The following is a 14,325-nucleotide window of genomic DNA, read 5'->3' on the forward strand; positions in this document are numbered from 1 at the left end:
ACAACCAATAAATGAATTCAAATAATTTGGGTATTATGCAGATGTGCTCCCAAAGCCGTGAAAGATTATCGAAAAAAACGCGAATCCGCCAGATAAGTCTATGGTCTTTTAACGGTTTTGCGGTAATCTATGTGGGTTACAAAAAGTGAACATGGAGGCCACGATGGCACAAGATTGGGACGGCTTAGCAAAAAACTGGGAATCAAATCCAGCAACAGAGCAATTTGCGCAGTCGGTGTTTGAGCAGTTACAACAGCTAACTCAGCTTGATGGCATTAAAGTACTAGATTTTGGATGCGGAACAGGGCAGTTAAGTCAACGATTGTCACCGATGGTTAAAGACATCGTAGCATTAGACGCATCGGAAGCCATGATTGAAGAACTCGATAAAAAAGAGCTTGCCAATGTAGAACCTGTCGTAGATGCATTGTCTCGCGGCTTGGTCGCTCAGCATCCAGCGTTTCGTGGACAGTTTGACCTAGTAGTTGCATCGTCAGTTTTAGCGTTTGTGGAAGACTTAGACGCGTCATTAAAAATCTCGCATTCTTTACTTAACCACGGCGGTTACTTTGTTCATTTTGATTGGATTGCAGAATCTGAACAAGACGGTTTTACCCTTGCGAAGTCTAAACGTGCTTTGAAAGATGCAGGTTTTACTGAAGTGGAATCACAACACGTTTTTGACATTACATCTGACGGTAAAACGATGTCGGTATTAATGGGGCTTGGTCGCCGTTAAGACTGAATAAAGAACACCACATGATAAAAGCGAGCTACCTAGCTCGCTTTTTTCTTATCGGTTGAGGGTATGTACCCAAGTTAATCTCACTTGTTCTTCAACCTGTCGCTGCGTGTGTAAGCAAAGTGGTTCCCTAACAATCAAGTGTTCTGAGGTTATTTTTGGGCGACTATCCTGCGTATCTCCTCCAATACTTCAGGGTTGGCTATTGCGCCTAAATTTTCTACGCTCCGATTGTTAACGACTTGCTTAACGGCTAACTCAACCAATTTTCCCGAACGGGTTTTAGGTATATCGCTTATTGCGTAAATTGCACTAGGTACATGTCTTGGAGAACATGCAGATTTTAGTTGTGCTTTGATAGAGGCGATCATCTCGTCGTTGAGCTCTATCCCTTTCATTAATTGGACAAATAGCCATATTTGTTCGTTGCGATCGACTTCTTTTCCTACTGCGATGGAATCTAGAATACCGTCTATACTGTTCACTTGCTGATAGATTTCGGCCGTGCCGATTCTTACGCCACCGGGATTCAACGTGGTATCACTTCGACCATAAAACACGTATCCACCAACGCTGGTTTGTTCAACATCGTCGCCGTGGTGCCAAATATTGTCGAACTTATCCCAATAAGCACGATGGTATCTTTCCCCGGTGTCGTTCCAAAAGCCAGCGGGGAAGTTGGGCAATGAATTGGCACAAACCAACTCACCGCGCTCTCCAATTACGCTATTACCTTGTGGGTTAAAGACTCTGACATCGACCCCTAACCCTGCGGATTGGCACTCTCCTCGATAAACGGGAGAAATAGGGTTGCCTAACACAAAGCAGCCACAAATGTCTGTCCCGCCTGAGATTGATGCGAGGTGTACATCTTCTTTAATGTGCTGATAGACATAATCAAACTGCTCTGGATACAGAACCGAGCCCGTTGAACAAATGGTTTTCAGACTTGGAAATGCATCACTTTTCGGCGGAGAAAAAGAAACTTTTTCCAATGCCTCTAGGTATTTCGCCGAAGTTCCAAACAGCGTCACTTCGGCTTGTTCAGCGAGGTCCCAAAGCACGTTATGAGCGGGATAAACAGGGCTACCATCAAAAATTACTAAACATGCGCCGCTCGCGAGTGAAGAAACGTGCCAGTTCCACATCATCCAACCGCAGGTCGTGTAATAAAACACTCTGTCGTTAGGTTGGATGTCGCAATGCAGTTGGTGCTCTTTCAAATGGTTAAGCACTGTTCCGCCGACGGAATGAACGATGCATTTCGGTTTGCCTGTCGTGCCTGAAGAATAGAGCACAAATAGCGGATCGTTAAAATTAACACGAGTAAAAGTCAGCGCTTCGGGTGTGTATTGATTCAGGACGTTTTGCCAATCTTGAGTGCAGACGTCGCATTCAAAAATGTGTGGTTTCAGGTAGCTAATTTGGCAAACCTGTTTAAGACCATCAAGATGATCCGCAATATGCTGGTTTTTCTCAGACATATCGAAAGTTTTGCCATTGAATGTATAGCCATCACAAGTAAACAGGATTTTAGGTTTCACTTGACCAAAGCGCTCCAAAACGCTTTCAACGCCAAAATCAGGTGAGGTAGAAGTCCAGGTTGCCCCTAAACTGGTGGTTGCTAACATGGCTATCACCGTTTGAGGTAAGTGAGGCAAATAGCCAGCGACGACATCACCTTGCTTGATTCCACATTCTTTCAACCATTGCTGGACACTCGAAACTTCTTCACACAATTGTTTCCATGTGTAGGTTTGCTTTTCTTCACGTTCATTTTCAAACCAAATCGCGAGATCATCGGGTTGGTGACACGCGTAGGTTAGCAAGTTTTCTGCGTAGTTAATTTGTGCGTTAGGGAACCATTTGATGTCCCTATTTTCGACGGGTTGCTGCCAGCGACTTTCTGCTTGCTCCTTTACGGTCTCTCCTTGAGTACCAATGACGTCGCAGAATAACCAGACTTCTTGCCAAAATTTTTCCACATGATCGAGCGACCATTGATGCAGATCGGCGAAGTTTCCAATGGTATTTCCTTGTCGATTAATGTGTTCAATAAACTGTGTGATGTTGGCTTCTTCGATACGACTTTCGCTCGGTTGCCATACTTTGCTGCTCTCGCGCATAGGTCCCTCTATAACAAAGTGGTAACAGATTTTAGTTTGAGAGGAATACACGATAAAGTCAAACAAGCTAGATATTATATCGTGTCATAAAAATCATGCAGTTACGGTGCGTTGTAAACAATATGTTACATCGAATCGATACTGAGAAAATCGTGTAGGGATTGGAAGCTCTCAAGACTGAAGATAGGCTTAATGTAAAGGATTTGTTAATGGAGATGTGCCATGACTCAGTATCGTTCTAAACCCGTAAACCAGGAAGGCAGGGTTGAATGGAGCCGTGAAGAAGACGCCATTTGGCGAGATTTGGTAACACGACAAATGGGTGTGATCCAAAACAGAGCTTGTGAGGCTTATTTACACGGTTTAACGCTGCTTGATTTACCTCAAGACCGCGTTCCTCAATTGCCAGAAATTAATCGTGTCCTGATGGAGACAACAGGTTGGCAAGTGGAGCCCGTTCCTGCGCTTATTGACTTCGACCGTTTTTTTAATCTGCTCGGTAATAAGCGCTTTCCCGTCGCCACATTCTTGCGTACCAGAGAAGAGTTTGATTACTTGCAAGAGCCGGATTTCTTCCACGAAATATTTGGTCATTGCGCGATGTTAACCAACCCAGATTTTGCTGCATTTACCGAGCATTATGGTCAACTAGGGCAAGCCGCTACACCAAAACAAAGAGCCTATCTCGCTCGTCTTTACTGGTTTACCGTAGAGTTTGGCTTGGTGAAAGAAGGGGACAAAACCAAAATTTACGGTGGTGGTATTCTTTCATCTCCTGGCGAAACCCTCTACGCATTAGAGAGTGATGTAGCAATTCGCGACCCATTTGAATTACAAACTGTGCTGAGAACGCCTTATCGTATCGACATCATGCAACCGAAGTACTACGTGATTGATGACTTTTCTCAGCTCTTTAAAATCAGTCAGTTAAATTTATTGAAACAAGCCGATCTAGCGATTGAAGCTGGACTGCTTCCTCCACTTTTTGAACCAAAGGAACCTGCTCATGTTGAATGAACAAAAATGCGAAGCTTGTAGTATCGATGCCATTGCACTAAGCAAAGAAGAACAACAATCTCTGCTGCTGCAATTGTCTGATTGGCAGATCATTGAAAGAGAAGACATACCTCAACTAGAAAAGGTGTATAAATTTAAGAACTTCAAACAAGCATGGGCTTTCAGTAACAAAATCGCGGAACTGGCAGAAGATGAGTTCCACCATCCTTCTATTTTGTTGGAGTGGGGTAAGGTCACCGTAACGTGGTGGAGTCACTCGATCAAAGGTCTGCATAAAAACGATTTTATCTGCGCATCAAAGTGTGACGCACTAGCATCGGCAGAGTAGGACATTACATCACACAAAAAACGCCCGGCTTTATGCCGGGCGTTGTGTTTCTAAATGACTTTTACATTGCTTTATAGGTTAATTCGGAAGACGGATGTCGTGCCAGATACCTCATTGCCAACAGCGATAAAATGACTACCATTACGGGTAAAGTAATTGATGGATTCTGGGCCTAAATCGCCTGCTTTTGGATTGTATGTGTCGTTGGTGCATTCTCCATCTTCCACTTGTGTACACACTGGCTGATTGTAATCACGACGGTTTACGTAATGTAGGAACTGCACTTGTTTCGGATCGGTAATGTCATAAATCATAATACCGCCTTGGCGCTCTAAGCCGATGAACACGTAATGGCGACCGTTAATTTGTGCTACTTCAATCGCCTCTGGCTCAATGCCTTTATCATCACTTCGGTCATCGCCACTGTCATTGTTGTCGTTGGTGCTGTTGAAGTGCTTGCCTTCATTCAGCAGCGCGATAGTCGCGAAATCGTCACCACTATCGAAGACCAACTTGCCGTTTTCATCCCAAATCGAGAATGAACGCGTGCCAAATGCTTGAACATTACCTTGTGCAGAAAGCGTTTTTTCCGGCTTAATCACTTTTAAACGCGCGAGTTGTTTGTTGTCTTTTAGTGCTTCTGCCAGTGGGTGCTCCGCTGCTACTTTCAGCTTCTTACCGCGCACTTCATCAACATGGCTTAGACAGGTCCCTTGCTCAGATGTGTATTCATCTGTACCAAGGAAATCGTCCTCATCCCACATAAAGCCTGCTTTATCGCACAGTTCTTGAGTGGTTTTGAATCCGTACTCACGCCCGTCGCCTTCATTTGCGGATACGATGTAAGTTGTCCCATCCACTGAGTAGCTGTCGATGGTGTCAGGCATAAATAAGCCAACCAGTTGTGGGTAGCTTTTCAAGTTTCCAATAATTTTGTCTTTGTTAGATGCATCGAGTTTAGCGTCCGACCAAGACTTCTCACCTAAGCCAACAATTTTTTCTACCGATTTGCTCACTGGATTGACGATTGCTATGGCGTTATTTTCTTGTAGCGCGACATAGATTTTACCGTTATCTGCAAAAGTGAGGTATTCAGGCTCTAGATCTTGAGCGATAGTGGCGTTTGGCCCCGAAATACGCACATTCATTGGGAGCTCTGCTTTTCGTGAACCATCAAACTCATTAAAGCCAATTTGTGTCACTTCTGCTTGAGTAACGCCAAGGTTCAGATCGATCAAAGTGACGCTACCTTCAGGATCGACGCTGTAATCGCTGTTTGGTTCGCCCTCATTAGCGGTTGCGATGTATCGGCCATCTTTCGAGAAGCCCACCATGTCTGGCAATGCGCCTGTTGGGAACGTCGTGACTAATGACAAATCGTCAGAGCGGTACAAACCAACAATACCATTCGCTTGTTTATTACTGTTTTCAATCGCAACCGCGACCAAACCATTGAATACGGCGACACTGTTTGCTGCGCCAATTTCAATGCCCGCTGCTTCGCCAGCGCTGTTGAGATCAATGAATGCGGTTTGCGTTGGTACGCCGTTGTCATCCATAGAAAGTACATCGACACGTTTTGCTTCAGCATTGACTACATAGAGCTTATCCGTACAAGCGTCATAACTGACGATTTCAGCTGCCGATGTGTCGAATGGGGCATCAGCAACGGATGTCCCGATGAACGTTAACCCTTGAATTGAAGTTTCCCCAGCAACGGGCGCAGTGGTAGGTTTGCATTGTGTAGCGAATGAAGCCACGGTATCTTCGGGTTGTGATGAACACGCGATGGCAAGTGATGACAATGCGAGTGCACCGATTGCCTTTAAAGGGGTGATCATGATATCTCCTTATCAATCCGATACGTTGTCAATCAGCATGGGGTTTATGCTTCTGTCCATTTCCGCAATTGGAATGATGGAACGCTGAATGACGTGTGATTTGGTAAGTCTCTGAATATATGTATGATTGATGACTCTTATATTGGCTTTTTATGAAACTAATGTGTCATCAAAATGATGAAGTAGGGATAGAGGAATAATGGAATTAAAATCGTTTTTAGATTTGTTGGCAGCTTCACCAGAGCAGGTCGAATTTGAAGCAACGATGGCGGTGATCGAAGAAAACTATACGTTTGAGCCAACCGCTTTTGTTAATGGTGAGACGCAAAACAACGCGGGTGAGAACAACGGTTCGTGTAAGATCTTCGCTTTCGGCTTGCTAAATAACCTAGACAAAGAAGCGACGCTAGCCTGCTTTGGCCGTTTTTATCGTGAAGATGTATTGCAGCATCCAGAGAATAGCGATCACCAGAATATTCGTAATTTTATGGTAACAGGGTGGGATGGTATTAAGTTTGAAGCACCCGCTTTAACTGCTAAATAAACACCAGTCAGAAAACGCAGAACAGTAAGCCAGTCGTATTATGCGACTGGCTTTTTTTCTAGACATTTTCGGCACAAACACAACTGGTTGGCGCTTGGCTTGGGTAAATCACGGGTTTCAATAGTAAAGCACCAACAGGTTTCTTTGCCTGCGGCGATATCACAATGGGCTTGAGTCCCGCACTCAGGACAATTGTGCGTTGAATCTTTCCCTGCGATTTGTTCGATAATCGTATCTCGTTGGAGATCGGTTTTGTCTTTCCATTGGATGATTTCATCCATCGTTCGGTGACAACCAGAGCATATTCCGGCGTTATTTTTACATGCAGCTCGACAAGGTGACTTCATTGCTTTCTCGTTCTCATTTTTTATGCCGCGTACTCTAGCACAAAGCGAGTCAAAGCCGCCAAAATAAACGTGAGTGCGATTTACTGGTGAGGAGGGGGCGGCAGTGATATTCTTGGACGAGTTACCTCAAATCTTTGTCACATATGTTAGAAAAAGAAAACCTCATTAAACTCGCTAGAATGCAAATGCCATTTGGGAAATACGCAGGGCGAGTGTTAATCGACCTACCTGAAGAATACTTACTGTGGTTCGATAAAAAGGGCTGGCCAAGCGGCGAACTAGGGGATTTGCTCAAGCTGTGTTTAGCGCTCAAAATTGAAGGCTTAGATAATGTCGTGAAGCCTTTGAAGCGTATGTAACTAGCCACAGAAACTCCCACTTTTAATGAAAAGACTTATTATGAATTTTGATATCGATGCACTGAAACACCACCAATTGGTCGAAGATGGTAAATTAGAGGGATGTTACATTCATCAGCCAGCTCAAGGTAGCCAGCAAGATGACAAAGCTGTTTTGGCAGAGCGCCAAGCGTTGGAAAAGTTGGGATATAAGGTAATACAGGTTAAAGCTAAAGGCGGGACAACAACGTTTGCCGAGGCGATGCAAAAGCTTGCGAAGGAAACTGGTCACATGCCTAAGGAGTAAGTGAGTGTAACCTGCCACAGCTTCCCTAGTTATTCCACGATACCATGTATTTTCATTCAAAAGAGCCAGACTGTTAGGCTGACTCTTTTTTGCTCCAAACCCGTTGAGAGCTTAAACGTTGATCGTATTAATAAAGTCCGTCAGTAGAGAAACCAGTTAGTTGCATAAATAACGAGAAGGACTAGAAGACCTAGAAGGAATGGGAAGGTTAGCATCATTGCGAACTTTTTCTTGAAGTTTGGTTTATCGAATACCACGCCTTCGGCTTCCCTTACTCTTCGCTCTTCATCAAAATGCCATTTAATAGCTAAGTAAGCTCCAATACCTAATACAATAAGCTTAAAAGCTCCAGCAAAGTACGGAAAGAAGTTAGCCCAACTGTCGTTCATTATCCATCTCTCTCAAATTAAATATGGGCTTTACGGTAGCAGAATCCAAGGTTTATGTTTAGTGCTCTCCCAATGTCAGGCGCCCTGGCTAGCACAAGCCTACAGCTCTCTTTGCAATATCCTTGGTTATTAATGATTTAATAGAAAAGGACTAGAACATTTATATCCAGAGGCGTGTCTGTATGGTTTGTAACGTCTTTGCCCCATTCCAATTTAGCTCGTTTGAGCGTCTCTTTGCCTAATAGTTCCCATTTATAATGATCTTGCGTGGTTCAAGGCCCATTTCATCCAATGTTACCGTTGCCAGCCCATCAACATGTGCAGTATAGGGTCTGAGTTTTGAGTGGATACAATCTTCTCGGATTAGCCACTATATCGTTCACGATTATCAACAGCCAAGGTCAGGTCATGCGTTTGTCTCACAGCCTAAAATTGCAATTGAGAACCGCGGTCACAGTAAAGAATTTGTTTTGTATCATCTTGGGTTTGCCATCATGCCAAGATTTATGATGGAGAAAGAGTTAGCTCGAGGAGATTAAGTTCGCATCCTATTTGATGTACACGACTTGGAGAACCTGACTTATGCGGTGTACTAATAGAAAGCTTCGATGCTGCTTCGAGTTGAGTTCTTGAAGAAAAAGGCCGGTGCGTTTGAATAGCATCGAACGCCACCTATTAAACTCAGTATTCCCGAAAGCAAAGCCCACCGAAAAGCGGGCTTTGTTCTCTTTTAGTAACGAGAATAATAACTAGTAGTTAGCTTGAATGCTGACACCGTTATAGTTTGAATAACCTTGAATCATGACGTGGTAGCGTCCACTTTGTGTCGCGCTGACCGTACATGTTTCATTGTTACCATATTTGAAAGGTCGGCAGTCCCATGCATTCAGTGCCGGTTTTGCACCAAAACGGAGATACAAGTCAGCATCGCCAGTACCGCCATACATTTGTACTGTTAAGCGCTGCCCAGCTTCTACATCAACATAGTAATACGCTACTTGACCGCTTGAGCCACTTAAACCGCTCACTGGCACGCCCGAGGTTAACTTGCCTTCTGGGTCCGGTGTTGGATCTGGGCCACCACAGTCTTGGCCACAATCAGCATCCGTTAAGCTATAAAGTAGCTTGTTCACGCTGCCTCTTGTGTCCGTCACCTTTCCGGTACTTGCGCGGCTCACGATCAAGGCCTCTACTTGGCTTGGAGACAGTGAACTGTTTTCTTGAAGATACAATGCTGCTACACCCGCCACATGTGGCGTCGCCATCGAAGTACCACTAATGGTTTTGTAACCACCGTCATACCACGCAGATTTGATTTGTGAGCCTGGTGCAAACACATCCACACAACTGCCCCAGTTTGAAAAACTCGAACGTGCATCCGTGCTGGTGGTCGAGCCGACAGTCACTCCTGTAGCAACGCGTGCTGGAGAGTAGTTACATGCATCGGCGTTGGAGTTACCTGCTGCTAGCATAAAGCTGACACCTGACTGAACCGCACTTTGCACCGCGCTATCGAGAGCGACAGATTGACCGCCACCTAAACTCATATTGGCAACTGAAGGTCCGGAAGCATTCGCAGTCACCCAATCCACACCGGCGATAACACCAGATGTAGAACCCGAACCGCTACAGCTCAATACTCTCACACCGACAAGGTTGACGTTTTTTGCAACACCATACAAGCTGCCGCCAATGGTGCCCGCAACGTGTGTACCGTGTCCATTACAGTCACTTGCATCTGCATCATTATCGACAAAGTCATACCCAGAAACCGAGCGCCCACCAAACTCAACGTGTGCATTGTTCACACCAGTATCGATAACATAAGCCGTTACACCAGTTCCATCAAAGTTGGCACTGTAGTTGTTATCGAGTGGCAAGTTACGTTGGTCGATTCGATCTAGTCCCCAAATGGCATTGGTCTGATTTGCGTCTGCCGAGACTATTGGGTCAAGCGATAGGATTCTGTCTTGCTCAATGTAGTCCACACGAGGATCAGAACGCAGATCTTTCAGTTGCTCAGGACTCAAGTTAGCGACAAATCCACTTATCGAGTGGTCAAAAACCGACTCCACTTGTATCGAATACAAACCAGACATGCGGTCTACAGACTGTTGCGTGAATTGCTCGAATTCTGTTGAGTTGCTCGCCATCATTTGCGGTTGTTGAAATACCACTATGTAGCGATCTGCAATGGCGATGTCGTCCGGTGCAAGCATCAAAGTGGCAGGCAATGTGTCGGGAGCTTGTTGTAACTCTGCACTGTCCGCAATCTCATTGGGTTGCGAAAAAGCGAGAGAAGAATGAAAACAGAGCGCGGAGGTGATACAACAACTTAGTAGTTTCTTTAACATAAAATGTTCCTTGAAATCATAGTCTTGTTGATTTTACCTAGTACCAAACTGTCAACACGAAAACACAGACAATCAGCGTAGTACGCTCAATACGTGCTGCAGTGACGTTACACAAATCAAACTAGACAATGAGTAACCATATGCATAATTGATAATAATTCGCATACTCAGAAACATGATCAATAACTAAGCTTTATTGAAATTGAAATGCAAAGATTCATTTAGATTTAGAGCAAAATCCCTAAAATAGAATAATTCTACACACCTGGCTTATTGCCTGTTATATGCACTATTCTTACCGATAATTTACGCAATAAAAACCTAACTATCCTTTCATTGGTCATGACTCAAATCGGTTGATAGATGTTAATATAGCCACCTGATTTCTGATGTTTTTTAACTCATGGTTACTATCCAAGTTCAATGTCGTTTCTGTAATAAAACAGAGCCCGTCCGTGAACATGGAAAAGGGCATTCTGGCTTTACTCGTTTCAGGTGTATCGAGTGTCGAAAGGGCTTTCAACTCGATTAAGTTTACGAAGCCCGCAAGCCAGATGTAAAAGAAAAAATTGTCGATATGTCAATGAATAGCTCTGGAGTTAGGGAAACAGCACAAGTGTTGAATGTCGCATACAACACGGTATTGAGCACTTTAAAAAAATCTCGCCAAGGTAAGTAACCTCAATCCCTTTAGATAGAGCAAATATAAGACTAATTTGTAAACTTGAAAGGCTAGCTGCATTGGTTAAGGAATATGAGGAAAAACACTTCCCCATTTAAGAACTGCAACACACCTTTGCCCCAAAATCATTTAGAGCTAATGCTCATGACACTTTCAGAAAACTTTGCATACCCCAAATTTCTATAATGAGCCAGAAATTGAAGACCATTGAATGTTGAAAGGTCGCTCGCTAGACACACATAGCCATCACGCTATCGAGTCGCGTCTGCATCGACCTGGTGTTAAGCCAAATCTTTTCTTGAAAATCTTGCATAGATAGCTGATATCCCGAACACCCACTTCATCTGCAAGTTGGGCAAGGTCATGACTAGAATGTTTCAATCGCCAGTACACATGTTGTAAACGTAATTCTTGCCAATAATGACTCGCTGAAATGCTGAGCTTTTGCTGAAATAAGCGGTCTAACTGTCGTCGACTAATCCCGATGAGCGTAGCAACCTGTTCTACGGTCATTGTCTGTTCCAAGTTTTCTTGCATCAAAGAAATCGCTCTATCCATATGACGATTCCTGTGTACTCCTTGCTCTGACGACTTTAGACGGTGTTGCATGCTACGATTTTCATCAACCAGCATATCCGCTAACCCTTTTTCTGCCTTTGTTTGACCGACATGCTTTTGCAAAATTGCCACCGCAAGGTCGATAGTGGCACTTCCGCCAGTGCAACTGATTAGCTCCTTATCAAAGTGATAAAGCTGCTCATCTCTTACAATTACTTTAGGGTAGGTTGCTTTGAACTCGCTATGGTGCCGCCAATGAACCACAATTTGATGACGGTTAAGTAGCCCTAACTCAGCTAGAGTAAAGCAAGCGTTATCAATGCTGACAATTGGTATTCCATTGGCGACAATATTTCGAACAAAAGAGCGATAATAAGCGGCTTGCTGCTGAGATTCAGTTGCAGTGCGGCTACCAAAGAAAACCACATAGTCAAAATTCGCAGGCTTAACGTCACTAAAATCGAGGTCAACTCTGATAGGGATTCCGCTACTAGAAATGATTAACCCTTTGCTGTGAGACACAACTTTCCATGAGCAATATCGTTGTTGACTGTGATCCGCTTCATCTGCGGAGAATCGGAGTTTATCTAAGAAGCCACCAAACGGAAGCATGTTAAAGTTATTTAGAGGTATCAATAAAAATCGGACACCATTATTTTCATTCATTTGTATTGAACCTTAAGTCTAAATATTCATGTTTTACGTCCAGAATATACCATAGATAAATTGAGAACTGAGAGATACTAATCTCCCTTAAGTTCTCAATTTGCTGGTTGGTTATGACGTTTGAAATTTGGTGTGTCTTTGCTTTGTCTGCGCTGGGTCTTGCTTGTGTCCCAGGTCCTAACTCGCTTTTAGCACTCAGCCACGGTGCACGATATGGCTATAAGAAGACAATTTGGACAATATGTGGTGGCGTGAGTGGCTTTCTCATCTTGATTACGGTAGCTATGCTAGGTTTAGGTACATTACTAGAAGCAAAACCTGAATTGATGATTGGTCTTCAATGGCTGGGAGCTTTATATCTTGCATGGTTAGGTTTCAAATTGTTTTTCGCATCTTCAATCAGCATTGAGCAAACAACAACTGTAGTGTCTGTTCTGCCGAAAGAGCTATTTAAACAAGGTTATTTCGCTGCTTTGTCTAACCCGAAAGTCTTACTATTTTTCACTGCTTTTTTAGCTCAGTTTATCAACCCCGACGAGGCGTTCATCCCCCAATTTTTGGTGATAACATTCAGCTTTCTTTGTATTGAATTCGCCGTAGAGTATATCGTGGCCAGATTGGCTGATAAGGTTAAAACAGTGCTTTTAGCCAATGGGCGAGTTTTCAATCAATGTTGTGGTACAGTTTTTTTGCTGTTAGCAGCAGTAGCTGTTGTAAAAAGCCTAGCTTAACTGAATAGCTAAGCTGAACTCTGGGGCATTAATATTGGAGTATTGCGCTTACTTTAATCGCAACACCTTTGCCCCATTTTCTGTTAGAGTAATTGCTCCTCATTACCTTCTGCTGCCTAAATTAGACTTAGCGAAATTAATCTCAAGCACAACTGGTTTAAAGCATGAAAGTAAGAAAACTAATTGCTTGTAACTGATTGATATTTTGATGTATATATCATTTTCATATACGTTCTATTTTATATACAATTGGGCGAACAAAAACAATATGGTTAGGTAGTAGGAATGTCTCTCAGTTACTCTGTTCGCATTGAATTTGACAAAGAATCTCAAGCTCCAGAGCGAGTGTTTGAAGCAATGGCTCTCTATGTGAAAGGCTTCAACGAAGTTCAAGAAGCTTTTATCGAAGGTTTTGGTTCAGAGGTTGAGTTTAGCTCTTCGCTTGCAGCGACTCGTGAAGGTTCATGTATTGCTGATATCTGCCACAAAATCGTTGATAAAGTCCGAAACGTTAGCTTTACAAACATATTTGATGGCATTTATCTGGGCGTTCAGAGTGAGATTGCTAAAGATAATAACATCGCTAATCTTCGGGGCGCAGAAGACTTTGCCAGTAAAGTGATGGAACACGTCGTTGCAAATGAAGACAACTATGTTCAATTTACAAGCCACCCATCCGTCAACCTAGAAAAGCTAGTCAACGGGCTTAACAAAATCGACCGAGCGAAAGGGCACCTTTCGTCTAATGATTACGCTGAATTTGGTCGCGATAAAGAGTTTACAGCCATCAACAAAGAGTTTTCTTGTCCTAGCACTTACGACTCTCTGATCTTGTCAGAAGAGCGGGTTCGAGAGTTCCATTCAACCGAAATATTAATTGTTCGTCGACCTTCATACGTGAATGGTTTGCAATGGGATTGCGAAAAACCAGATGGTCAAAAAGTGAGTGCAAAACTGACTCATGAAGAATGGTTCCATCAATGGGTCAATCGAGAGAAAGAGGTATGGCCTGGTGATGCCCTTGAAGCCAGAGTACTGAGACGACGAGTTGAAAAGAAAAAAAAGGCCAGTATAGAAACGTCAATTTATGAAGTGATCCGCGTCATTCCTCAGAGGGAAGTGAAGCAATTAACAATGGAATTGGACAATGGACAAGATTAGCTATGATGTGGCGAAAAAAGAGGCTGTTTTCATTGTTTTGCCTCTTCTAGTGCTATTGATCATCAAAGTATTGAGCAATGACTTCATATCATTTCTGAATCTATCTGATTTTTCACTTGCGACTTCGATCATGTATGGACAGTTGTTGGCCAAAAGTCTCGACGTAACAGATAAGATGAAAAAGCAAGGGCGAT

At 43.5% G+C, this 14,325-nt stretch carries 14 protein-coding genes and 1 pseudogene; 9 read left to right on the forward strand and 6 right to left on the reverse strand.

Annotated elements, in window-relative coordinates:
- Positions 1 to 163 precede the first annotated feature (163 nt).
- Positions 164 to 739, forward strand: coding sequence for a class I SAM-dependent DNA methyltransferase (locus F7Y48_RS19020; protein WP_006742039.1), 576 nt, complete (start codon positions 164 to 166; stop codon positions 737 to 739).
- Between the two features lie 155 nt (positions 740 to 894).
- On the opposite strand, the gene F7Y48_RS19025 is transcribed toward F7Y48_RS19020, so the two are convergent.
- Positions 895 to 2,868 carry an acetoacetate--CoA ligase gene (locus F7Y48_RS19025; RefSeq protein ID WP_316685263.1) on the reverse strand — a complete coding sequence of 658 codons (1,974 nt, stop codon included), beginning with the start codon at positions 2,866 to 2,868 and terminating at the stop codon, positions 895 to 897.
- 222 nt (positions 2,869 to 3,090) lie between these two features.
- Here F7Y48_RS19025 and phhA point away from each other — a divergent pair, with 222 nt between their 5' ends.
- Together phhA and F7Y48_RS19035 are read left to right on the forward strand one after the other, a co-directional pair.
- Entirely contained in the window at positions 3,091 to 3,885 is a 795-nt protein-coding gene (phhA, locus tag F7Y48_RS19030) for a phenylalanine 4-monooxygenase (protein WP_203347321.1), read from the forward strand.
- Positions 3,875 to 4,213, forward strand: coding sequence for a 4a-hydroxytetrahydrobiopterin dehydratase (locus F7Y48_RS19035; protein WP_005375563.1), 339 nt, complete (start codon positions 3,875 to 3,877; stop codon positions 4,211 to 4,213). The genes phhA and F7Y48_RS19035 overlap by 11 nt, the downstream gene beginning before the upstream one ends.
- A gap of 71 nt (positions 4,214 to 4,284) precedes the next feature.
- Here the strand turns inward: F7Y48_RS19035 and F7Y48_RS19040 are convergent, their stop codons facing one another.
- Positions 4,285 to 6,054, reverse strand: a complete 1,770-nt coding sequence (locus F7Y48_RS19040; protein WP_316685264.1) for a choice-of-anchor I family protein — start codon at positions 6,052 to 6,054, stop codon at positions 4,285 to 4,287.
- A gap of 199 nt (positions 6,055 to 6,253) precedes the next feature.
- Here F7Y48_RS19040 and F7Y48_RS19045 point away from each other — a divergent pair, with 199 nt between their 5' ends.
- A complete protein-coding gene (locus F7Y48_RS19045) occupies positions 6,254 to 6,598 on the forward strand; it encodes a HopJ type III effector protein (RefSeq protein WP_046873686.1) in 345 nt (114 codons plus the stop codon).
- Between the two features lie 38 nt (positions 6,599 to 6,636).
- On the opposite strand, the gene F7Y48_RS19050 is transcribed toward F7Y48_RS19045, so the two are convergent.
- Positions 6,637 to 6,945 (reverse strand): cysteine-rich CWC family protein, encoded by a 309-nt coding sequence (locus tag F7Y48_RS19050; RefSeq protein ID WP_080955956.1) that lies wholly within the window; start codon positions 6,943 to 6,945, stop codon positions 6,637 to 6,639.
- A gap of 143 nt (positions 6,946 to 7,088) precedes the next feature.
- Here F7Y48_RS19050 and F7Y48_RS19055 point away from each other — a divergent pair, with 143 nt between their 5' ends.
- Positions 7,089 to 7,304 carry a DUF3820 family protein gene (locus F7Y48_RS19055; protein ID WP_182031658.1) on the forward strand — a complete coding sequence of 72 codons (216 nt, stop codon included), beginning with the start codon at positions 7,089 to 7,091 and terminating at the stop codon, positions 7,302 to 7,304.
- A 40-nt stretch (positions 7,305 to 7,344) separates the two neighbouring features.
- On the forward strand, positions 7,345 to 7,590 hold the full coding sequence (locus tag F7Y48_RS19060) for a hypothetical protein (protein ID WP_104970140.1): 246 nt from the start codon (positions 7,345 to 7,347) through the stop codon (positions 7,588 to 7,590).
- Positions 7,591 to 7,730: 140 nt separating this feature from the next.
- On the opposite strand, the gene F7Y48_RS19065 is transcribed toward F7Y48_RS19060, so the two are convergent.
- Positions 7,731 to 7,979: a hypothetical protein gene (locus tag F7Y48_RS19065; protein WP_316685265.1), complete on the reverse strand. Its 249-nt coding sequence runs from the start codon at positions 7,977 to 7,979 to the stop codon at positions 7,731 to 7,733.
- Between the two features lie 749 nt (positions 7,980 to 8,728).
- Positions 8,729 to 10,333 carry a S8 family peptidase gene (locus tag F7Y48_RS19070; RefSeq protein WP_316685266.1) on the reverse strand — a complete coding sequence of 535 codons (1,605 nt, stop codon included), beginning with the start codon at positions 10,331 to 10,333 and terminating at the stop codon, positions 8,729 to 8,731.
- Between the two features lie 403 nt (positions 10,334 to 10,736).
- Here F7Y48_RS19070 and F7Y48_RS19075 point away from each other — a divergent pair.
- A pseudogene (locus F7Y48_RS19075) lies at positions 10,737 to 11,104 on the forward strand (IS1-like element transposase); the annotation flags it as partial.
- Positions 11,105 to 11,261: 157 nt separating this feature from the next.
- Here F7Y48_RS19075 and F7Y48_RS19080 read toward each other — a convergent pair.
- Positions 11,262 to 12,239 (reverse strand): GlxA family transcriptional regulator, encoded by a 978-nt coding sequence (locus F7Y48_RS19080; RefSeq protein ID WP_047009893.1) that lies wholly within the window; start codon positions 12,237 to 12,239, stop codon positions 11,262 to 11,264.
- 113 nt (positions 12,240 to 12,352) lie between these two features.
- Here F7Y48_RS19080 and F7Y48_RS19085 point away from each other — a divergent pair, with 113 nt between their 5' ends.
- Complete coding sequence (locus F7Y48_RS19085) at positions 12,353 to 12,970, forward strand: LysE family translocator (protein WP_047009892.1); 618 nt, start codon at positions 12,353 to 12,355, stop codon at positions 12,968 to 12,970.
- A gap of 285 nt (positions 12,971 to 13,255) precedes the next feature.
- Entirely contained in the window at positions 13,256 to 14,131 is an 876-nt protein-coding gene (locus F7Y48_RS19090) for a hypothetical protein (protein ID WP_047009891.1), read from the forward strand.
- The last annotated feature ends 194 nt before the right edge of the window (positions 14,132 to 14,325 follow it).

Source organism: Vibrio sp. 2-1-2a (assembly GCF_032648565.1).
Classification (GTDB): domain Bacteria; phylum Pseudomonadota; class Gammaproteobacteria; order Enterobacterales; family Vibrionaceae; genus Vibrio; species Vibrio diabolicus.

Excerpts from the sequence above, each read along its gene's own strand:
- F7Y48_RS19020 (WP_006742039.1), top strand. The coding sequence starts at position 164 with ATGGCACAAGATTGGGACGGCTTAGCAAAAAACTGGGAATCAAATCCA.
- F7Y48_RS19035 (WP_005375563.1), top strand. The coding sequence starts at position 3,875 with ATGTTGAATGAACAAAAATGCGAAGCTTGTAGTATCGATGCCATTGCA.
- F7Y48_RS19060 (WP_104970140.1), top strand. The coding sequence starts at position 7,345 with ATGAATTTTGATATCGATGCACTGAAACACCACCAATTGGTCGAAGAT.
- F7Y48_RS19025 (WP_316685263.1), bottom strand. The coding sequence starts at position 2,868 with ATGCGCGAGAGCAGCAAAGTATGGCAACCGAGCGAAAGTCGTATCGAA.
- phhA (WP_203347321.1), top strand. The coding sequence starts at position 3,091 with ATGACTCAGTATCGTTCTAAACCCGTAAACCAGGAAGGCAGGGTTGAA.
- F7Y48_RS19080 (WP_047009893.1), bottom strand. The coding sequence starts at position 12,239 with ATGAATGAAAATAATGGTGTCCGATTTTTATTGATACCTCTAAATAAC.
- F7Y48_RS19085 (WP_047009892.1), top strand. The coding sequence starts at position 12,353 with ATGACGTTTGAAATTTGGTGTGTCTTTGCTTTGTCTGCGCTGGGTCTT.
- F7Y48_RS19050 (WP_080955956.1), bottom strand. The coding sequence starts at position 6,945 with ATGAAGTCACCTTGTCGAGCTGCATGTAAAAATAACGCCGGAATATGC.
- F7Y48_RS19045 (WP_046873686.1), top strand. The coding sequence starts at position 6,254 with ATGGAATTAAAATCGTTTTTAGATTTGTTGGCAGCTTCACCAGAGCAG.
- F7Y48_RS19065 (WP_316685265.1), bottom strand. The coding sequence starts at position 7,979 with ATGAACGACAGTTGGGCTAACTTCTTTCCGTACTTTGCTGGAGCTTTT.
- F7Y48_RS19090 (WP_047009891.1), top strand. The coding sequence starts at position 13,256 with ATGTCTCTCAGTTACTCTGTTCGCATTGAATTTGACAAAGAATCTCAA.
- F7Y48_RS19055 (WP_182031658.1), top strand. The coding sequence starts at position 7,089 with ATGTTAGAAAAAGAAAACCTCATTAAACTCGCTAGAATGCAAATGCCA.
- F7Y48_RS19070 (WP_316685266.1), bottom strand. The coding sequence starts at position 10,333 with ATGTTAAAGAAACTACTAAGTTGTTGTATCACCTCCGCGCTCTGTTTT.
- F7Y48_RS19040 (WP_316685264.1), bottom strand. The coding sequence starts at position 6,054 with ATGATCACCCCTTTAAAGGCAATCGGTGCACTCGCATTGTCATCACTT.